This window comes from Actinomyces capricornis, from assembly GCF_019974135.1.
Lineage (GTDB): Bacteria > Actinomycetota > Actinomycetes > Actinomycetales > Actinomycetaceae > Actinomyces > Actinomyces capricornis.
Genome location: NZ_AP025017.1, coordinates 806246 through 826515, shown reverse-complemented (window position 1 = coordinate 826515; position 20270 = coordinate 806246). Strand labels below are relative to the sequence as shown.

Annotated in this window: 17 protein-coding genes; 12 read left to right on the top strand and 5 right to left on the bottom strand. The window is 70.6% G+C overall.

Features of this window, described 5'->3' with window-relative positions:
- Positions 1-127: 127 nt before the first annotated feature.
- Both MANAM107_RS03335 and MANAM107_RS03330 read left to right on the top strand, forming a co-directional pair.
- Positions 128-493 (top strand): hypothetical protein, encoded by a 366-nt coding sequence (locus MANAM107_RS03335; protein ID WP_223911111.1) that lies wholly within the window; start codon positions 128-130, stop codon positions 491-493.
- The gene (locus MANAM107_RS03330) at positions 477-884 is read left to right on the top strand and encodes a type II toxin-antitoxin system VapC family toxin (protein WP_124934832.1); all 408 of its coding nucleotides are present in this window, start codon (positions 477-479) and stop codon (positions 882-884) included. The genes MANAM107_RS03335 and MANAM107_RS03330 overlap by 17 nt, the downstream gene beginning before the upstream one ends.
- A gap of 158 nt (positions 885-1042) precedes the next feature.
- Here the strand turns inward: MANAM107_RS03330 and MANAM107_RS03325 are convergent, their stop codons facing one another.
- From MANAM107_RS03325 to MANAM107_RS03315, 3 genes are all read right to left on the bottom strand, one after another.
- On the bottom strand, positions 1043-1906 hold the full coding sequence (locus tag MANAM107_RS03325; protein WP_223911108.1) for a tetratricopeptide repeat protein: 864 nt from the start codon (positions 1904-1906) through the stop codon (positions 1043-1045).
- Positions 1907-1943: 37 nt separating this feature from the next.
- Positions 1944-2513 (bottom strand): hypothetical protein, encoded by a 570-nt coding sequence (locus MANAM107_RS03320; protein ID WP_223911105.1) that lies wholly within the window; start codon positions 2511-2513, stop codon positions 1944-1946.
- A gap of 237 nt (positions 2514-2750) precedes the next feature.
- A complete protein-coding gene (locus MANAM107_RS03315) occupies positions 2751-3221 on the bottom strand; it encodes a methyltransferase family protein (protein WP_223911102.1) in 471 nt (156 codons plus the stop codon).
- 230 nt (positions 3222-3451) lie between these two features.
- Here MANAM107_RS03315 and MANAM107_RS03310 point away from each other — a divergent pair, with 230 nt between their 5' ends.
- The 7 genes from MANAM107_RS03310 (at position 3452) to MANAM107_RS03280 (ending at position 13036) form a co-directional block, all read left to right on the top strand.
- Complete coding sequence (locus MANAM107_RS03310) at positions 3452-3802, top strand: DUF952 domain-containing protein (protein WP_223911098.1); 351 nt, start codon at positions 3452-3454, stop codon at positions 3800-3802.
- Entirely contained in the window at positions 3802-4440 is a 639-nt protein-coding gene (locus MANAM107_RS03305) for a class I SAM-dependent methyltransferase (protein WP_223911095.1), read from the top strand. Before MANAM107_RS03310 ends, MANAM107_RS03305 begins: the two co-directional genes overlap by 1 nt.
- Before the next feature lie 746 nt (positions 4441-5186).
- Positions 5187-6188: an IS481 family transposase gene (locus tag MANAM107_RS03300; protein ID WP_223911092.1), complete on the top strand. Its 1002-nt coding sequence runs from the start codon at positions 5187-5189 to the stop codon at positions 6186-6188.
- A gap of 336 nt (positions 6189-6524) precedes the next feature.
- Positions 6525-9581 (top strand): DEAD/DEAH box helicase, encoded by a 3057-nt coding sequence (locus MANAM107_RS03295; protein ID WP_223911089.1) that lies wholly within the window; start codon positions 6525-6527, stop codon positions 9579-9581.
- A 425-nt stretch (positions 9582-10006) separates the two neighbouring features.
- Complete coding sequence (locus tag MANAM107_RS03290; RefSeq protein ID WP_263421918.1) at positions 10007-10828, top strand: nuclear transport factor 2 family protein; 822 nt, start codon at positions 10007-10009, stop codon at positions 10826-10828.
- 127 nt (positions 10829-10955) lie between these two features.
- The gene (locus tag MANAM107_RS03285) at positions 10956-12374 is read left to right on the top strand and encodes a hypothetical protein (RefSeq protein ID WP_223911085.1); all 1419 of its coding nucleotides are present in this window, start codon (positions 10956-10958) and stop codon (positions 12372-12374) included.
- Positions 12375-12640: 266 nt separating this feature from the next.
- Positions 12641-13036 (top strand): MmcQ/YjbR family DNA-binding protein, encoded by a 396-nt coding sequence (locus MANAM107_RS03280; RefSeq protein WP_223911083.1) that lies wholly within the window; start codon positions 12641-12643, stop codon positions 13034-13036.
- Positions 13037-13177: 141 nt separating this feature from the next.
- Here MANAM107_RS03280 and MANAM107_RS03275 read toward each other — a convergent pair whose 3' ends face one another.
- Positions 13178-13837: an LppP/LprE family lipoprotein gene (locus MANAM107_RS03275; protein ID WP_223911081.1), complete on the bottom strand. Its 660-nt coding sequence runs from the start codon at positions 13835-13837 to the stop codon at positions 13178-13180.
- Positions 13838-14074: 237 nt separating this feature from the next.
- Between MANAM107_RS03275 and MANAM107_RS03270 the strand changes: the two genes are divergently transcribed.
- The 3 genes from MANAM107_RS03270 to MANAM107_RS03260 all read left to right on the top strand — a co-directional run bounded on the left by MANAM107_RS03270 (position 14075) and on the right by MANAM107_RS03260 (position 18441).
- Entirely contained in the window at positions 14075-15139 is a 1065-nt protein-coding gene (locus MANAM107_RS03270) for an LLM class flavin-dependent oxidoreductase (protein ID WP_223911078.1), read from the top strand.
- 165 nt (positions 15140-15304) lie between these two features.
- Positions 15305-16261 carry an arsenic resistance protein gene (locus tag MANAM107_RS03265; protein ID WP_223911075.1) on the top strand — a complete coding sequence of 319 codons (957 nt, stop codon included), beginning with the start codon at positions 15305-15307 and terminating at the stop codon, positions 16259-16261.
- A gap of 815 nt (positions 16262-17076) precedes the next feature.
- Entirely contained in the window at positions 17077-18441 is a 1365-nt protein-coding gene (locus MANAM107_RS03260; RefSeq protein WP_223911071.1) for a PAS domain-containing protein, read from the top strand.
- A gap of 249 nt (positions 18442-18690) precedes the next feature.
- Here MANAM107_RS03260 and MANAM107_RS03255 read toward each other — a convergent pair whose 3' ends face one another.
- The gene (locus MANAM107_RS03255) at positions 18691-20103 is read right to left on the bottom strand and encodes a M48 family metallopeptidase (RefSeq protein ID WP_308443639.1); all 1413 of its coding nucleotides are present in this window, start codon (positions 20101-20103) and stop codon (positions 18691-18693) included.
- Positions 20104-20270 lie beyond the last annotated feature (167 nt).

Sequence of the window (20270 nt, the reverse complement as noted above, 5' to 3'; positions counted from 1 at the left end):
GCCCGGTACGGGACGGCCAGTGCGGCGGTGGCGGGAGGCGGCGGGACCCGGCTGCACCGCCGTCGGGAGCGCGGCTCAGTGATCGGGAGCACAGTACTCATGGGCGCGGCGAAGTAATCTTGGACGTATGACCGCAACCAGCCCCTGGATGGGGCACCAGGTCGCCGACGTTGGGCAGGAGACCGGGCGGCTCACGCGGCGCGAGCTGCGCGACGAGCCCGCCCGGGTCCTCCAGGCAGTCCGAGAAGGCGGCGCCTTCCTCCTCACCGACGACGGGGTGCCCGTGGGCAGGATTATCCCCCTCAATCCTCCCGACTCCCCAGACATGCCCTCGCCGGCACTGACCATCACCCGCCCAGCCGTTCGCCAAGGAGGATGGGCTGAGTTGGGCATCGTGCGGAAGAGCAGCGTGCGCAGTCTCCACGAGACTCTCGACGACCTGCGTGAGGAGTGGAACCCCACTGCTCACGGCGACCATGATCGTCTACGTTGACACCTCGGCCCTCGGCGCACTGCTCGTCGACCAGCCCGAGAGCCCAGCCCTCATCGCATGGCTCGACCAGACTCCAGACATCCTCGTCTCCAGCGATCTGCTTGAGACAGAGCTGCGCCGAATCGCGATCCGGGAGAATCTCGACCAAGCCGACGTCACCCGCATCCTTGAAGGAGTAGGACTCGCCGCCCTCGACCGTGCCGTGTACCGCGGTGCAGGCCTCCTCCCCATGCCCTATCTCAGGACCCTCGACGCACTCCACCTCGAAGCGGCGATCCGACTCGAGGCGGCGGCTGTCCTCACCTATGACCATCGCCTCGCCGATGCCTCCAGATCCGTAGGACTCAAGGTGATCACGCCAGGCGCACAAGGGGAGCACCACCACAACTGACCAGTTGGGCCACTCGCCGCAGCGCGGTATTCGCCCCGAGGTCAGCCGGCCCGCGCCCGGGGCGCCTGAGACGGAGGGGGCAGGCACGAGGCAGTGAATGCGGCGGTGGCGGGAGACCGAGGGCGCTGGCTGCGGCGTCGTCGCGAGCCCGAGCCCGGTCAGTGATCGGCTCCGTCGGCCTCTCCGGGGTTGCTGGGCCGGCCGGTGCCGCTCCTGAGGCGCTCCAGGTTACGGCGGAAGACCAGCAGGTAGGGGTGGGGGCCGCTCAGCACCCGCTCGGCGTCGCGCACCAGATCCTCGTAGATCTCCAGGGCACGCCGCTCCTGACCCGCCTCCTCCCAGGCCCGCGCCAGGTTGTTGCGGGCCGAGAGCGCATCGGGGTGGGAGGGCCCCAGCAGGCGGGCGGCATCCTGGGCCATCTCCTGATAGAGCGCCACCGCCTGCTCGGGCTCCCCCGCGTCGGTCAGCGCCCCGGCCAGGCCCGAGCGGGCCGTGAGCACCTGCGGGTGGTCGGGCCCCAGCAGCTGCACCGCCCCCTCCACCACCTGCTCATACAGCGCCACAGCCACCGCCGGCGCCACCTGGCGGTAGGCGCCCGCCAGGGTGAAGCGGAGCGTCAGGGTATCCGCATGCTCCGCCCCCAGCTCCGCCGCCACCGCCTCCACCGCGCCGGTGAGCGACAGCGCCACCTCGGGCTCGCCCAGCCTGGTGGCCTGGCGCATGACCTCGGCCAGGGCCCCGACCACCTCATCCTCAGTCAGGACGGTGCGGGCCCCCTGCCCGCCGACCGCGCCCAGCACCTCGGCCAGCTCGCGCACCTCCCGCAGCTGGGCCCCGGCGTCCCAGGCGCCATCGCGCCCGGCCTGCGCCGCCCGGCGTCGGCTCTGCGCAATCCGCTCCAGGACCGCCTCACGGCCCAGGGGCGCGCCGGGCCCCGCCGTCGTCGCGCTGCCTGCTGCGGCCCCGCCCGCAGCGGCCCTGTCGGCTGCCGTGCCGCCCGTGCCCTCAGAGGCCTGGGTCATCGTCGTCCTCCTTCATCCTCGCGCCCGTCAATGAGCCCTACCCGGGTAGCAGCAGGAAAGAGACGAGCACGATGATCCCGATCACCAGCGGCGGCAGGAGCATCGTCGCCACAACGATGAGGATAGCCCGCTGCATGGCCGTGCCGGGAACCTCGCGGAAGGGCGTCAACGAGATCGCCGACGGTGCATTCCTGAAGCGGGTATCGGTGTAGAACAGGGGCATCACCTGGCCCGGAGACAGGGTCACCATCAAGGAGCTGGACGCGAAGCTCGATGCGAAGACTGGCGAGATGCTCAAGGGGCTGCCCGCAGCGACCGGGATCCTGCCGCCCTGGGAGCCAAGCTCCACCAGGTCCCGGTTGATCCGCAGCTGCACTGGTGCAGAGGAGCGCAGGCTCCTGAACAGGTGGGAGAAGTCGCTGGCCAAGTAGTGGACGTGGACATCGATGAAGGCCACCGGTCCCGGGCCGCCCTGTGCGGGGGAGGGCAGTGGGTCGGCGCCGAATGGAGCACCGGGGTGGGGCTCCGCCACGGGCATGGGCTCGCGCGGTGCCGTGAGGAAGGGGTCATCCGCACAGGGATCCCTCCCGTGGCCCGCCATGCTCATGCTCTCCTCCTGCCTCCTCGATCCCTCCTGCGTGCGCCCGGCGGGCGTCTCCGCCCCATCGCTGAGCCCTGGGCAGCCTACCGCGCACGGGCCGGCGCTGCTGGATGACCCGATTGCCGCCGGGTCACTCGCATGCTGCCGGCTCATGAGGTGCTGTGTGGGCCAGCAGGATACGGGTGACCCAGCAGAATGCGGGTGACCCGGCGAGTCGGCACCGGGGTGCCGAGCGCTCCCCTCCTAGGGCTTGCGCGAGGATGCCTCGCCCTGCCACAGCCAGCGGGGGACCTGGGTGCAGTAGTCCGCATACTCCTGGCCGAAGCGCTCCGCCAGCGCCTCCTCCTCGGCCGGGATCTGGAAGCGATCGATCGCCCACCAGAAGCCCACCGCGGGCAGCAGTGCCCGACGACGTCGTCGAGCCACCGCCCGTGCGACCAGAAGACCGAGCATCCCCACATACATCGGATTGCGGGTCAGCGCGTTGGGGCCCGTGGTCACCAGGGCGCTGGCCCGCTCCACGCCGTGAGGATCAACGGTGGTGCGGTGCCGGGCGAACTCCGCGACCCCCTCCAGGATCAGCGCCCCACTGGCGCCTGCAACGGCAGTCGATGCGAGGACGCTGCGGGCTGTGCGCCTGCGGCGCCGACCTGTCAGCCGCTGCGCTGCGCCAGCCGCGCCAAGCACCACGACCGGCGGAACCCTGATACCCATGACTTCACCTGACACATCGACTCGACCGCCCGGTCACGGGCTGCTGTGCCGCCGCCCGGTGCGGCGAGTGTATCGCGCGCCCCGCCGCTCCGGGGCGCCACCGGCCCTCGCGGCCGAGGCGCGGCCATGGCGGCCCGGGTGGTCCGCGAGTCGGGGAGCCGGGCCGGTCCGGTGCCTCCGGACGCCCCGGATGACAGGCGAGCGCCCCACTTAACCCTAGGATGAGCCGCATGATCCTGCACATCGCGCTGGCCGAGGACTGGGCCCGGGCGCAGCGGCGCGGCACCTACCCGTGGTCCACGCGTGGCGTGCTCGCCTCCCAGCAGGGCTTCGTGCACGGCTGCGCCACCATTGAGCAGGTCGGCGCCGTCATGGAGGCCGTCTACCCCGATCGCCCCGACGTCGTCCTGCTACAGGTCGATGAGGCGGCACTGGCCGGCCACGGCCTGGAGGTGCGCGAGGAGCCGGGCGACCCCAGCGACCCCGACTCCGAGCTCTTCCCGCACATCTACGGCGGGCCACTGCCCACCCGGCTGCTGCGCCCCTCCCCGCTGCCCCTCGCGCCGGGCGAGCCTCAGTGATGCCCCCGGCCTCCGGCCTCCTCCGGGGCGCCTACGGCCCGGGTGCGCCGGACTACGACCCGCGCATCGTCGACCTCTACGACCAGGACAACCCCGACGGCCCCGACCACGACTACTACCGTGCCCTGGCGGACCGGGTCGATGCCCGCGACATCCTCGACCTGGGATGCGGCACCGGGATACTCACCGTCACCCTGGCCGCACCCGGCCGGCGCGTCGTCGGCGCGGACCCCTCGACGGCGATGCTCGACCACGCCCGCCGGCGCCCCGGTGCGGCCGCGGTGACCTGGGTGGAGGGCGACAGCCGAGCCCTGGCGTGCGGGCGGCATGAGCGCTTCGACCTGATGATCCTCACCGGCAACGCCGCCCAGCACATCCCCGACCCCGAGTGGCAGCGCACCCTGCACGACCTGCGCCACTCCTGCCGGGACGGCGCCGTCCTGGCCTTCGAGACCCGCAACCCCGCCGCCCGCGCCTGGATCGGGTGGGCCGGGCCGAGCCCCGACGTCGGAGCACCGCCGATGGCGAGCTCACCGAGTGGTTCGAGGTCGCCGAGCTCGATGCGGGCCGGGTCCTGCTGCGCAGCTGCGCGCGCATCGAGGGCAGTGGCGAGCGCCTGGACCACGACCAGCTGCTGACCTTCCGGGATGAGCGGACTGTGCGGGGCCAGCTCGCGGCTGCCGGGTTCGAGGCCACCGCCGTGTGGGGCGACTGGCGGCGCACCCCCTTCACCGGGGGCCAGCCGATCATGGTGTTCGAGGCCCGCGCCGCCGGGTGACCCGCCCCTTGCTGGGTGACTCGATTCTCGCTGGGTCACCCGCATCCCGCTGGCTCAGGAGGCGCAGTATGGGCCAGCAGAAGGCGGGTCACCCAGCGAAACGCGGGAACTCCAGCCGGATGCGAGGGGCAGAGGTGGGTAGCGATCGCGGTACGGGTAGGGTTCTCGGGTGGTACAGAAGGAACTGCGCCGCATCGTGGCAGCAGCCATGGCCTGTGAGTGCTGCCGGGCGATGGAGCCCGGAACATGGGTAGACCTGGCCACCTGGCTGCTCACCCGTGAGGAGTGGGGGCAGAGATCGAAGAAGTCGTTGAACTTGCCTGCCTGCCCGCCCAGCCCGTGCGGTCTCAGACCGCGCCGATCGTTGAGCGGCTCATCGAGCGCTGCGGCATCCCGATCCCTGACAGCCAGGCGGCTGTAGAGACCCTGACGAGGCTTCTGGCGGAGGACCTGCGAGCAGCGCCAGCGCCGGTGGCCTTCCCGATGATCCGCATGCTGGGAGAACTAGCTGTACTTCCTCGGGAGGTTGTGAACGGGGTGGGTGGTGAGTGAAGGCCTCCGGCAGGATGTGGGTTGACACACTCGCATCACTGACCGGAGGCCTTCATGACCCACGCTAACGCACCACTGACCCCTGAGGGGCGTCGTCGTCTTGCTGTCCTGGTGGTCGAGCAGGGATGGCCCGTGCGCCGGGCGGCTGAGCGCTTCCAGGTCTCGCCGGCCACCGCCAGCCGGTGGGTGGGCCGGTACCGGGCCGGCCAGCCCATGGAGGACCGCTCCGCCCGTCCCCACCACAGCCCAGGGCGGCTGGCAAGGCGCACTGAGCGGCGCATCATCGCCTTGAGGTTCAACCGCCGGTGGGGGCCCCACCGCATCGCCTACCACCTGGGCCTGGCACGCTCCACAGTAGGGCGGGTCCTGGAGCGCTACCGCATGCCCCGCCTGGCCGAGGTGGACCGGGCCACCGGGCTGGCGGTGCGCCGCCCTGCGCCGGTGCGTTACGAAAAGAGTGCCCCGGGCCAGTTGGTGCATGTCGATATCAAGAAGCTCGGCCGCATCCCCGACGGCGGGGGCTGGCGCGCTCACGGACGTGGCTCAGCGCCCGCCCTGGCCGCGGACCGCGCCAAGACCCGCACCCGCCGCCGGGGCGGCCCGGTCGGAGGCTACCGGTACATCCACCACGCGATAGACGACTACTCGCGTGTGGTCTACTCCGAGATCCTGGCCGACCAGACCCAGGAAAGTGCCGCGGGGTTCTTTCAGCGCGCCAAGGCGTTCTTCGAGGACCTGGGCATCACTGTCGGCGCTGTCATGACAGATAACGGGGCCTGCTACCGCTCACGGGCCTTTAACCAGGTCCTGTCCGCAGCCGGCATCAAGCACCGCTACACCCGTCCCTACCAGCCGCAGACCAACGGCAAGGTCGAGCGCTTCAACCGCACCCTGCAAGACGAGTGGGCCTACGCCCACACCTACACCAGCCAGACCCAGCGCGAGACCGCCTACCAGGCCTGGCTCCACCACTACAATCACCACCGACCCCACACCGCCATCAACGGCCAAACCCCCGCCAGCCGCGTTCACAACCTCACAGGGAAGTACAACTAGCAGCATGGGATCTCGACTCGGATCTCCTGGAGACATGCGCTCTCCATGCCGAGTACCTTGACTGCCTGTGCCGCCCCCAGGTGGGCGCCGAGTCCCTGGAGCATCGGCTCCAAGCCCTGCCGGCTATCGGGCTGCCCCGGGAGGCGGCCACCATCCTGGCCCGTACGTCCCGGGCCGGACTGCCCACCGCGCAGCTTCGGTGCGGGCGCGGCGGTTGATGAGGGCTCGCCTCCGGACGAGTCCGTCCAGATCCTGAGCCCAATCCGCTGACAGCCTCGCGCCGGGAGAATAGGCTGGTAACAGCCTGATAAATTCACCTTCCCGGGAGATGATGCTGTGATCAACCCGAACGAGATGCTTGTGATGGCTCCTCAGAGCGAGGGTGGCCCACTCCGTGACTGCACATGGAGGGTCTATGGCATCAGCGCTCATGTCGACAGAAAGCAGCTCAAGGTGACCTACGCCCGAAAAGACGGCTCCGAAGGGGGGTCGTGTAGCTATAGGCACCCCGCCGCCCGGCTGCTCAGGCCCCACACCTCCTTCGAGCTTCCTCCCGACGAGGTGGCGGTCCTCTCCGGCGAGTACTGGACCCCGCCGCTGACCGTCACGGTGTTCGTGGATCAGTGGGATGACCGGTTCTCGATGGTTCGCGTCAGCCGTCATCGTAAGGGGCGGTCCCCGGCAAGCAGGACCTGCCCCATTGAGGAGTTCTCCAGGGTGCGGTCAAGTGCCCATGCCGGTGGGCCGGCGCATGTGCTCGACTACTTGCGTCGCGCCGTTGAGGTGCTTGAGCCGAGAGGCTCCGCGAATGCAGGGCGCTCAGGATGCGATGATAGATGTACTGGTCTGCTGCGCGGCTCCTATGAGCGCATGCGATTCGTTCACCCGGAGAGCGCCCTGGCCGCCTACTTGGAGGGGCGAAACTCCACGACCTCCTTTCCTGGAGGTCCCGTCATCCTCCCCTTCCGCAGTAACGAGGATCAACGCCATGCCGTCGTCAAGGCTCTGAGCCACCAGGTCAGCGTCATTGATGGGCCGCCCGGAACGGGGAAGACTGAGACGATCCTCAATCTCATCGCCAATATCCTTCTGGATCCCGGGAAGAGTGTCGGCGTGGTGTCCTTCGGAAATGCCGCCGTCGACAACGTGAGGGACAAGCTGGAGGATCTGGGGATCGATTTCGTTGCCGCCCGCGTGGGAAGCTCCAAGAGGGTCAAGAAGTTTCTTCATGATCAGGATGATCGTGATCCGGAGACCGGCAGGGAGGCCAGGAATGTCAGGCTGGAGCGGTGGCTTGAGCAGCCGCTTCAGCCACTTCCTGTGCCGACTGCGGGCCTGGGGCCCGGTGGGGAGGAGGTGGATCCTGCGGAGAGTCTTGCCGATCAGGTATTGGCCTCGGAGCGGCAGCTCCTGACCGTCTGGAGGGCGACTCGCGAATTGGCGGTCCTGCGCAACCTCATTGACGCCTATGCCCTGGAGGCGGCGCACCTCGACCGTCGCGCCGCAAGTGACGAGCTTCCGGATCTCACCTCACTGCCGCTCTTGCGCAAGGATTCTGAGCGCATCCTTGATTACCTCGCTGAGACGCATCTTCTTCCAGATCTCCCCCATGGAATCGCTGGCCTCATTCCCCGGGTGCGCAGATACTTCCGGTACGGCCGGCTCAAGGATCTTGACCCAACCGATGCTGCGACCGTCCTGCGACTGGAAAAAGCATTCTATGCCAACCGGATCGAGGAGTTGAAGGAGGAGGAGCTCCTACTGCAGGGCGAGCTGGAGAATCTGGATGCCGATGCTATCAGGGCGAATCATGAGGAACTATCGTTCGGATTACTGGGGCGGGAGCTGAGGCGTCGCTATTCAGGGCAAGCCAGGGCGTGTTTTGATGAGAGGGAGGGGGCGATCTTCAAGCGGACCCCTGAGTTCATCGCGGAGTATCCGGTGGTGCTGACCACATGCCACTCCATCCGTTGGAACCTGAGCGAGGGGACCCTTCTGGACTGGGTGGTCATCGATGAGGTGTCCCAGACCAATCCACTCGCTGCCGCCTTGGCCATGAGCCGTGCGCGCAATGTCGTGATCGTCGGGGACCTCAAGCAGCTCGGGCCTATCCTGGACAAGAAGAGCATGAGGTCGGGGGAGAGGCTTCCTGTGCCGCCTGCGCCAGGATATGATGTTGATGCGCACTCAATTCTGTCCTCCGTGGCCGACATTTACGGTCCTGCACTGCCCCGCACGATGCTCAAGGAGCATTTCCGGTGCGTGCCGGCGATCGCTGAGTTCTGCAACCAGATGTACTACGAGGGCGCACTCATCCCCTGCCGGCCTGCTGGTGATGTGAAATCGGATGCCCCGCTCGCCGTCATTAGGACCGCTCCGGGAAATCATATGAGATCATCCAATAAGGGGGCGGAGAAGGGGACAGATAATCGCCGCGAGGTCAGTGAGATTGAGGAGTATCTTGATGGGATCCTGGAGGACTTGGGGATTGACTCTGGCCGTCAAGACGAGATGGTGGGGAACGATTATGATCTTGGAGTGTGCACCCCTTACCGTCTTCAAGCGAAGAGGATCAATGAAGCGCTAGGTGAGCGCTTCGAGGACGTCGGTGAGCGATACTGGAGCGTCCAGACCGTGCACAAGTTCCAGGGGCGCGGTGTTCGGGAGATGGTGTTCAGCACGGTTGTCGATGAGACCAGGCTCGGGCATATCAAGCTTCGCTTCGTCGACGATCCCCGTCTCCTCAACGTTGCAGTCTCCAGAGCCAAGGACCGATTCGTCCTTGTGACGAATCGTGATGGGGTGCCTCGCAGTACTCACATCAAGGCCCTCATCGATTATATCCGATTCCAGGACCCCGATCAGATCGTCGACGGGCAGGTCCTCTCTGTTTTCGACCTCCTCTATCGGGAGTACTCGCAGAGGCTCGCGCACTTCGCCGCCCGGGTGGATGGTGGGAGCAAGTTCCTCTCTGAGAACATCATGTGGACCCTGCTGGGTGATATTCTCACCGATCCTGCTTATCAGCACCTCGCAGTCCTGCCGCAGGTGCGACTGCGCGACCTGCTGCCCGACACCTCCCTCCTCAGTGATCGGCAGCGGAAGTTCGTTCGTTCTGTCTCCGCCGTGGACTTCGCCGTCTACCACAAGGCCTCCCGCAGGCTCCTGCTCGCCATCGAGGTCAACGGCACCGCCTTTCATGAGAACAATCCAGTGCAGCAGGAGCGTGACGAGACCAAGAAGTCGATCCTGGCGGCCTATGGTGTTGACGTCCTGGCGCTGCCGACCAACGGCAGCGGCGAGGAGGAGAAGATCCGAGAGGCGCTCGACAGGGCGCTCCATGAACGGCCAGGCGGTGCGATCATGGTCGATGAGGCCATCGAAGGCAGTTGAACCGGATCGATACTGCTATGACGCCCGCTCCACGCCGGCCCGCGCCGCCGAGTGACCCGCCCCTTGCTGGGTGACTCGATTCTCGCTGGGTCACCCGCATCCCGCTGGCTCAGGAGGCGCAGTATGGGCCAGCAGGATGCGAGTCACCCAGCGATATGCGGGCGGCCCAGCGGAACGCGGGCGGCCCGGCGGGAAGTGGCGGGCCCGTGCGGTGGTCGGCGTCCGCACCGGAAGCTCCGGGGCGATCCCGCCTGGCCATGCCATCGCCGTCGGCCCGCCGGCAGAGCCTGAGGATGCGCTCTGAAAACGGCCCTGCGCCGCCCTCATCCTGGGTAGGCTGTCGAGCGGACGAGGGAGTTCCCGTGAACCCTGGCGGTTGCCACCCTCGACCGCACCGGCACCCGTCGACCACAGGAGATAGGCCCATGACCTCTGCAGCGACGACGTCCGCGTCGACCTTCGCAGCGCCCCTGGAGATCCTGGAGGCCCTCTTCGAGGCTGAGAACGCCCGCGACTGGGAGGCCCTGGCGGCCTGCCTCCACCCGGAGGTGGAGTGGCGCATCGGCACCCAGGTGGTTCGCGGCCCCCAGGCCTACGTCGACAGGCTCCGCCAGTTCTACGCCGGGGCCAAGGACTCTGCGAGCCGCTTCCGCCTCCACCAGGCGATCGCCTCTGAAGACGAGGCCACCGTGGTGGTGCTGCTCGTCAGCGGCGCGGGAGACCGCTCCCTGGAGGTCTTCGAGGTGACTGGCGGTCTCGTGCGCCGCGAATGGGAGTTCGAGCTGGGCGCCGGCACGGACTGGAACGGGGCGGCCCTGCAACCTACCCTCGACTCGCCCGCACCGGAGCGGGTGGTGCTCAGCGGCCGCTTGATCTGCGCCGAGCAGGATCAGGCCGAGGCCGTCAGCCGCCTCCTGCCCGAGCACATCGCCGCCTCCCTTGCCGAGCCGGGCTGCCTGTCCTTCGACGTGCACCCCACTGATGACCCCCTCATCTGGGAGGTCCACGAGGTCTTCGCCGACGCCGCCGCCTTCCGCTCCCACCAGGAGCGCGCCGCCACCAGCGAATGGGGCACGGTCACCCATGGCGTGGAGCGCCGCTACGAGATCTGCGGCGCCCTGCGGGGCCCGAGCGCCCCGCAGCCCACCAGGGGCCCGGCCTCCCACACCCCCATGGGCTCCTTCCCACCACTCCGCCCCGTCATGCAGCCCACCGGTGGCGGGGCGCTGCGCGCCTCGGCCTGCTAGATTCCCCGGGGTGCTCCCCGGGCCCCCTCTGCGCTTGCTGGTGAGCACCGGGCGGGGCGCGCCTGGAGCGCCACCGCCTCCTTCGCCGTCTCCTACGACCGCGCCTGCGCCGTGACGAAAGGGTCCGATGACTCCCCGAGACCGCTCTACCGCCCCCACCCGCCGATCCCTGCTGGCCTGGCCCTGGATGGCCGCAGCTGCCAGCGCAGCCGGCCCCCTGGGGCTCACGGCCTGCACGGCATCGTCCCCGGGCCAGGCGGCCGGCGCCGGCGGCCCGGGCACACTGCCTCCCAACCCCTTCGACTCCCTCTACCCCGGCGACTTCGCCCTCACCGAGCTGTCCGCCGACCCGATCGAGCCGATGGAGCCCCCGGCGCGGCCCACCGGCCTGGAGGATGCCGTCCTCGACCCCGCCTACTCCACCCGCCTCTACCGGGCCACCGATGCCGGCGACGGCGGGGGCGGGCGCATGCGCCACGAGTACAGCCGCCGCCAGGCCTTCAACGCCGACAACTCCCGCTACCTCGCCCAGGACGGCACCGGCGCCTGGCACCTCTACGACGGCGCCACCTTCGCCCACCTGGGGCAGGTCCCCGAGCTGATCGGGGACTGCGAGCCGATCTGGCACGCCACCGACCCGGCCCTGATCTACTTCACCGACCGCAACGGCGGCACCCTCTGGCGCACCTACGACGTTAAGGCCCGGACCACCAGCGAGGTCATCAATCTCAAGGACACCGCCCCCTGGCCGCAGGCGACCTCCTACTGGACCAAGGGGGAGGGCACCACCAGCGCCGACGGCCGCTACCTCACCCTCATGGCCACCCGCTACGACGAGGGCGCCCAGACCACCACCGCCTACGGCCTGGTGGTGGTCGACCTCATCGACCGCGCGGTGGTCTCCACCCTGGACGCCGCGGACTTCCCGGTGCCCGGCGCGGTGCCCGACCACGTGAGCACCTCGGCCTCCGGGGACTACGCGGTGGCCTCCTGGCTCGATGGCCAGGGCGGCACGGTCGCCTTCACCCGCGACTTCTCCGCCTCTCGCCAGCTGACCACCGGCTCGGAGCACTCCGACCTGGCCTTCGGCCCCCAGCGCCAGGACTACCTGGTCTACGCCGACTACGGGGCCGGCGAGCTGGTCGCCATCGACCTGGCCACCGGGCGGCGCACGCCCCTGCACACCCTCTACCCCGCCGAGGGGGAGGCCTACGCCCTGCACGTCAGTGGCCAGGCCTTCGACCGGCCGGGCTGGGCGGTGGTCTCCACCTACGCCGACACCGCCGACCACGGCCAGACCCGCCCCGCCCCCACCCTGCGCGCCGAGTACCGCAAGGTCTGGCTGGTCGAGCTGGCCCCCGGCGGGCGGGTCCTCAACGTGGCCCACACCCGCGTGGGGGAGGGGTCGCAGGACGACGGCGCCTACTTCGCCGAGCCCCAGGCCAGCGCCTCACGCGACCTGAGCCGGATCATCTTCGCCTCCGACGTCGGCGGCCGGGCGGTGGAGAGCTACATCGTGGGCCTTCCCGGCGGCTTCAGCGGGTGAGGCCTGTGCCCGGCCGGCCCTGGGCCCACACGGGGCCGGGCTGGTACCGGGCCGGAGCGATCGGGCGGGCCCTGCCTGGCCGTTGCACATCTTCGGGGCCGGTGCGCCGGGGTTCTTGTTGCCATGGCGCCGATCGGTGGTGGGGGCCGGTGGTGAGGATGTGCAACCCGGGAGGGGGTGGTCTACTGGACGGACGCCACTGCCCGGAGTGGACGACGCCGCCGGTGCCTTGACGACCCCCCGGCCCCCTCCTAGGGTCCCCAGGCATGGGTCACCTGCCGCCTTTCCCGCCTGATCACCCCGACATCGAGCGCGTGCGCCGCATCGCCCTGGCTTTGCCCGAGGCCAAGGAGAAGCTCTCCGTGGGCCGCCCCGCCTTCTACACCAAGAAGGTCTTCGCCTGGTTCGGGATGAGCCGCAAGGTCGATGGCGTGTGGGACCACAGCCCCATCTCCGTCGGCGTGCTCCTGCCCGAGGACGAGCGGCAGGCGGTGCTCGACCGCCCCGCCGCCTACATCCCCGGCTACATCGGCCCTTACGGGTGGGTGGGCCTGCTACTGGATGAGTCCACCGACTGGGTGGAGATCGCCGAGCTCATCGAGGAGTCCTACCGCGTGACCGCGCCCGCCAGGCTCGTCAGGATGCTCGACGGCGGAGCCTGAGCGGCCTCGCCCACCCTGCGGGCCCGGCCGTTGCACATCTTCGGGGCCGGTGCGCCGGGGTTCTTGTTGCCATGGCGCCGGTCGGCGGTGGGGGCCGGTGGTGAAGATGTGCAACCGGGGCCAGGGGGCGGGGTGGCTGGGCTACTGAACGGACGGCGGCCACTCCCCGGAGTGGACGACGCCGCCGGAGGCCTCATCCCAGGTGAACACGGAGACAGACCGGCCACTCGCGCTCGCGGTGGTCTCGCCCTCGCGTGTCCAGGTGTAGGTGACCTCGATGCTGCCGTCATCGATGCGCGCCACCTGGGGCGCGAAGGCGAAGGCCTGGTCGGAGGTGACCCCGATGTACTGCCCCTGGTGGAAGAGCATGATCTGGTAGGGGGAGGAGCCCGTGGGCCCGTGGATGCCCAGGACCACCCAGGACAGCGCCGCGCACTCGTCATAGGTGCTGGTGTCGGCGGCCTCCAGGTCCCACTGCCACTTGGGGTCGTCGTCCTTGGCGGGCGCCACCTGGCCTCCCCAGGTCTGGAGGGCCTCCTGCCCGCTCAGGCCCGAGCAGGAGTCGGTGTCCTCCGCCGACGGCGTGGCGGAGCCAGTCTCGGTGGCGGGGTCGGACAGCTCGGTCTGGTCCCCCGACTCGGTCAGTCCGCCCGGCTCCCGCTCCATGGCCAGGGAGGTGGAGGACTCGGAGGCCTCGGGGGTCGAGCTGCTCGTGCTGGTGGTGCTCTGGCAGCCGGTCAGCATGAGGGACAGGGCCAGGGCAAGTGCTGCTGATGCTCGTGTGGTGAGGTGGCGCTTCATTGCGGTGTCCTTCCGTCGATGCTCATGGACATGCCCATCGGGGCACCTCCATCACCTATTACTGTAGAAGGCTCCTGAGGCGGGGGCGATGGGGACGACTGCCCCGCGCCGCGTGTCCCGTGCCCGCCGGAGCCGGATCGCCCACCGCCGGCGGGTGCGTGCCCGCCGGGCGCCCCTGTGATGAGCGAGACACATGGATGCGGAATGGGGGCCCGGCCTCAAGTAGTTGAATCCTGTATGAAGGCATTCGGATTCCTCAGCTTCGGACACTACGGACACGGCCGCGGCCCCGGCGACCCCGACGCGGGCCAGGCGCTCAAGGACGCCGTCGAGATCGCCGTCGGCGCCGACGAGATCGGCGTCAACGGCGCCTACTGGCGCGTGCACCACTTCGCCCGCCAGGCCGCCTCCCCCTTCCCGCTCCTGGCGGCCGCGGGCGCCAGGACCTCCCGCATCGAGGTGGGCACCGGCGTCATCGACATGCGCTACGAGAACCCGCTGTACATGGCCGAGGAGGTCGCCGCCCTCGACCTGCTCACCGACCAGCGCATCGCCATCGGCATCTCCCGCGGCTCCCCCGAGCAGGCCAAGCGCGGCTGGGAGGCCTTCGGCTACACCGGCACCAAGGACCCGCGCGGAGCCGACATCGCCCGCGCCCACGCCGCCCGGTTCCTCGAGGCCGTGCGCGGCATCCCGCAGGCCGAGCTCGACCCGCGCAACGGCGTCATCCCCGGCGAGCCACTGCGCCTGCGCGTCGAGCCGCACTCGCCCGGCGTCGACCGGCGCCTGTGGTGGGGCGCGGCCACGCGCGAGACCGCCGAGTGGACCGCCCGCCAGGGCCTCAACCTCATGAGCTCCACCCTGCTGACCGAGGTCACCGGCAAGAGCTTCTCCGACCTCCAGGCCGAGCAGATCCAGCGCTACCGCGAGGCCTGGAAGCAGGCCGGCCACGACTGGAGCCCGCGCGTGAGCGTCTCGCGCTCGATCTTCCCCATCGTCTCCCAAGCCGACGAGCAGCTCTTCGCCCTGCGCGCGGGTGACGACCAGGACCACTACGGCATCATCGACGGCCTGCACTCCACCTTCGGGCGCACCTACGCCGCCGAGCCCGACGTCCTCATCGAGGAGCTGTCCAAGGACGAGGCCATCAAGGCCGCCGACACCCTCATGCTCACCATCCCCAGCCAGCTCGGGGTGGACTACAACGTCCACGTCCTGCAGGCCTTCGCCGAGCACGTCGCCCCGGCCCTGGGCTGGAAGCCCAACACCGAGGGGCCCGTCACCGGCTACCCCGTGGACTGAGTCCCGGGCCTCCTGCCGGGCGGCGTCGGGGCGGGTGGGATGCCCGACGACGCCGCCCCGGCTCGCCCGCTCCGCGGGGCCCGACGACGCCGCCCGGTGGCGGCCAGGTGGCGGCCAGGTGGAGACGGGGCTCGCGACCGGGCGGCGACTGGCTACCGTTGCCCCATGAGCACAGGCGGGGACGCACTCAGTTGGATGGAGCGCCACCAAGTGGCCCTCTACCTGGCGGCCCTGGCGCTCGGTGCTGTTGTGGGGCTGGCCCTGCCCCAGCGCGCCGGGGCCTTCGAGGCCGCGGTCACCCCGGTGCTCGTGGCCCTGCTTTACGCCACCTTCCTGGGAGTGCCCATGGCCCGCCTGCGCGCGGCCTTCACCGACGGGCGCTTCATGGCCGCGATCCTGGTCGTCAACTTCCTCATCGCACCGCTGGTGGTCCTGGTCCTCTTGCGCCCGCTCGCCGATGCGCCCGCGCTCCTGGTCGGGGTACTGCTGGTGCTGCTGGCTCCCTGCGTCGACTACGTCATGGTCTTCACCCGGCTGGCCGGAGGCGCGTGGAGCCGGACCCTGGCGGCCTCGCCGGTCCTTATGCTCCTCCAGATCCTCATGCTGCCACTGTGGCTCACGGCCCTGGCGGGTGGTGCCGCGATCAGCTGGCGGCCCTTCGCCTGGGCCTTCCTGCTCATGATCCTCATCCCGCTGGGGCTCTCGGTGCTCACCCGATGGGCGGCCGACCGCCGGCGGTGGGCCGCCGGGCTCCAGGCGGGGGCGACGGCGCTCATGGTGCCGCTCATGATGGCCACCCTGGCCACGGTGGTGGCCTCCCAGGTCGATGCGGTGAGCGCCCACCCGGGGCTGCTGGCGCGAGTGCTGCCGATCTACCTGCTCTACGCCCTCATCATGCCGGCGGTGGGGGAGGGGGTCGGCCGGCTCCTGGGGCAGGGCGCTGCCTCGCGCCTGGCCCTGGCCTTCTCCGGCACGACCCGCAACTCCCTGGTGGTCCTGCCCCTGGCCCTGGCGCTTCCCCGGGGCCTGGAGCCGGCGGCGATCGTCGTGGTGGCCCAGACGCTGGTGGAGCTGGTGGTCATGGTGGCCTACACCCGCCTGCTGCCCCGGCTCATCAGGTAGTCGCCGCCCGCGCCCGACCGGGCGGGCCCCGCCGTCGGGCACGGGGCGGAGGGCACGACGCGGTGGCGCGGGGCACAGGTGCGGGCGGGCTGGGCTCGACGGCGCCGTAGGCGGGCCGGGCTCGGCGGCCTCGAAGGACGGGCCACGCTGGTTGGCAGGCCACCGGGCGGCGCCGGCGGGTCGTCATGGCCGACTGGCCGCCGGATCGCGCTGGAACGGACGTGGCCCGCGGGTCCGGGCTCTCACCCGGCCCCGCGGGCCGTTGTCGTCGAGGAGGCCCTCAACCCGGATTCCCTTAGTCCGGGGAGGCCTTCCTCCTTCGCCGGAGCGAACGGTGCGGGCTCCCAATAGACCCGCTCCGTGTCTCGGAGGCCGGCCGGTCATCGGGCTCCCCAACCCTCTCGACCGGTTCCGTCCGGCGGCAACAACTATGTAACCCCCCTCTGCTGTAGAAGCACTTCACCTGGCCTGAGAACAGTCTGGGAAGTTTCTCCCAGGATGTGGCCGTGCGCACGATGCCCCCGACCGGGCGGTCGGAGCCCTGTTGCGGACGTGCGTTCGGCAACAGGGGGAGAAGTAGCCGCTTCAACGGCGTTATGATTCCGTGACTGCCGAGGCGGCCGACGGCGCGACGGTACTGGTCGGGCCGCCTGCCTCAGGCCGCTCGTCGCCGCTCCCTCCAGCGCCGCCGCCAGGAGGGAGCCGATGCCGCGAGCCTCCGGGCCCGCTCGATCGTCGGACGCCCGATCGTGCCGAGTCGGCTCCCGGCAGCCGCACCCGTCTATCACGCGAGTCCCCTCAAGGAGTTCTGTCTCATGCCTGCTGTGAAGGTCACCGGAGCCACTCACGAGGTCGGAGTCGACCAGCTGTTCTTCTCCACCACGGATGCCCGCGGCGTTATCCGGCACTCCAACAATGTCTTCATCGAGCTCTCCCGCTACCGGCGCGACGAGCTCTCTGGGGCGCCCCACAACATCATCCGCCACCCGGAGATGCCCGGCGGCGCCTTCAAGGCGATGTGGGACACTCTCCAGACGGGCAGCCCCTTCGCCGCCTACGTGCGCAACCTCGCGGCCGACGGCAGCGAGTACGACGTCTTCGCCACCGTCACGCCCCTGGCCGATGGCGGCTACCTCTCGGTGCGCACCCGCCCGGTGTGCACCGACCTGTTCTCCACCGCCTGCGGCATCTACCGCGACGCCCGCGCCGTGGAGGACAGCGCCCTGGCCCGGGGGCGCAACCGGCGCGAGGCCTCCCAGGAGGGGCTGGGACGGATCGCCGAGATGCTCGCCCAGGCGGGGCTGTCCTCCTACGAGGAGTTCCAGAACGCGGCGCTGCCCGCCGAGGTGGCCCGCCGCGAGGAGCTCTCCGAGGGCCTGCCCCAGCGCCCCGGCGCCACCGGGGAGCTGCGCAGCATGCTGGAGGCCGTCACCGCCATCATCGCCGAGCTCGACTCCTGGATGGCCCGGCAGGAGGAGCTGGCCGCCCTGTCCGCCTCGCTCAAGGCCGCCGGCAGGGGCCTGACCGAGACCCTCCAGGATCCGCGCCTGAGCGCCGAGCGGATCGCGGCCCTGGACCGCAGCGACCCGCGGGTCGCGCCCCTGGCCGAGCTCCTGGACCTGTGGGGCCAGATGCAGGGGATCGTCAGCCCCTTGGTGTCCCGCCTGGTCGACGTCCTGGCCCAGCTCGACGCCAACAGCTCGCGCACCCGCTTCCGCATCGCCCTGGCCCGCCTGCACGCGACCATCACCGCGCTGTTCACCGTCGAGCTCATCGACGGCGTTGGGGACCGCCAGTACTCGGCCGAGGCCATCCCCGACCTCATCGAGACCCTCACCCAGGGGCTGGGGGAGATGGAGCGCCAGGCCCAGGCGCACCGCGCCCTGGCCGACCAGGCCCTGTCCTGCATCGGGGAGGCGAGCCGCATGATGACCATCCCCCGCCAGCTGCTCATGCTGTGGACCGGCTCGCCCTCCGCCGGCGACCCCGCCCTGCCCGGGGCCGCGGCCGAGCTGTCCTGCGCCGCCTCGGGCGTGGTGGAGTCGGTCGGCCAGCGGCTCGCCGAGCTCGACGAGGCCGCCGCCCGCTGCAGCGCCGTTGAGGTGGTCACCGGTGCCTCCCGCATGCGCGAGCACCTGGAGCGGCTGACCGCCGCGGCCGGGGCCATCGCCCCCCAGTAGGACCCAGTAACACTCAGTCAGTGAGGCGAGGGGGGGCTGGGCGGGCCGAGGGCGGGGGGCCGACTCGGCGCCCCGCCCCACAGGGTGGAGGAGCCGCAGAGCGCGCACCAGCCCCGCCGGCCACGCCGGGCCCAGCCCCGCCTCGTCATGCCGGCCACGCCGGGCCCCGTCATGAGTTGGGCCGGGGACGCCGCCGCGCCGAGCGCACCCCGTGCTCCCGGCGCGGCAGCGGGCCCCAGTGGCCTCAGCTCAGGGCTGGGGCGTCGTCGGCTCGGCGCCCGGCCCCGACGACGCCCCGGGAAGGGGACCGTGGCCCCCTCCGGCGTCGGGCGAGCCTGAGCCCGCGGCCCCGGTCGGCGTCGTGCCGTAGCCCACCGGGCCGGCGTCGGGCCCGGTCACGGTGGTCCCGTAGCCGACTGGCGCCTGGGACGCCGCCCCGCCGTCGAGCGAACCGGAGCCCACCGCGGGACCGGCCGACTGCACGGCGCCGACGAGCGGCACCGGCGTCGGGTCGGCCAGGCGCACCTCGTCGCGCGGCACGCGGTAGTCCACACCCGGGTAGCGCCCGAACTGCTCCTCGGCGTGAACGCGAGGCGTGGTGGAGTCCAAGCGGGCCAGGACCTCACTGGGCGTGGGCCACAGGGAGGAGAACATGCTGCCCGAGGGCTGGACCGGTGGGAACCAGGCCGTGGACTCCGGGGGCCGGATCATGAGCCGCCCGTGACGGCTGCGGTCGCGCAGGGCATGCGCGCGCCAGGTCAGCACCGGGTGGGAGCCCGACCATGCGGCCAGGTGCAGCCACCAGCCCCTCTCGCGGGTGGCGCGGTCGGCCACCGCGTGCAGGTTGACCTGGGCGCCCAGGTACTTGCCCGCCCCCAGCAGGCCGATCACCCCGGTCACGCCCCGGGGCGCCTGGGAGTAGCCGTGGTTGTCCGCCGTGTACTCCTGGGCCCGCGACAGCGCCGGCCCCAGCAGGGGGACCTGGCCGATGAGCGAGCTGAGCAGCGTACGTCCGAAGGACACGTGCCCCGCGGCCAGGTGGCCCACCTCATGGCCGATGACGAAGCGCAGCGCCTCGGGGTCGCGGGCCTTGCCACCCACCTCGAACAGGTCGGAGTTGACCGCCACGAAGCGCCGGAAGCCGTGCCCGGAGGCGAAGGCGTTGATCTGCCCCTGCCCCAGGACCACATAGGCGTCGGGGACCCGGCGCAGGCCGTAGCTCTGGGCCGCCTCGACCACCATCCGGTAGCCCTCCGGGAACTGCGTGGGGCTCATCTGCACCGACCGTGCGCGCAGGTCGGCGTACAGCAGGGCGCGCCCCATCCAGATGATCAGGGGCAGGGCGGGCAGCGCCAGGAGCAGCTCGGTGCCCTGCGCATCGTCGATGATGAGGCGGCGGAGGTCCGCTCCGGTGCCCGTGGGGTCGGGAACGGCGATGAGCCAGACGACCAGGGCGATCCAGGTCGTGTAGAGCAGCACCGCCACGATGGAAGCCGCGGTCACCAGGGGGATCTCGCAGCGGTGCCGGAGCTGGCGTATCCCCATCATTCCATGGGTGGTGGCGCCGTTGAACAGCGTGGGCCGCTCGATGGCGGGGGAGGACGGGGCGTGAGTCGGGTCGGCGCCGGGGGTCGTGGGCGACGACGGTTGGGTGAATGTCATGGGAGGAATCTAGTGCTCGGTGGCGGCCCTGCCCTGCGGCTGGAGGAGGAGAGGCGCCTGCTCCTCATCCGACCACGGGAGGAGGGCGGGCAGAGGTCTGCGGGCCAGGGCCGGGGCGGTACCGCCACTCCGGTCAGCCCCGCCGTAGGCTCGTGGCCGTGCCCGAT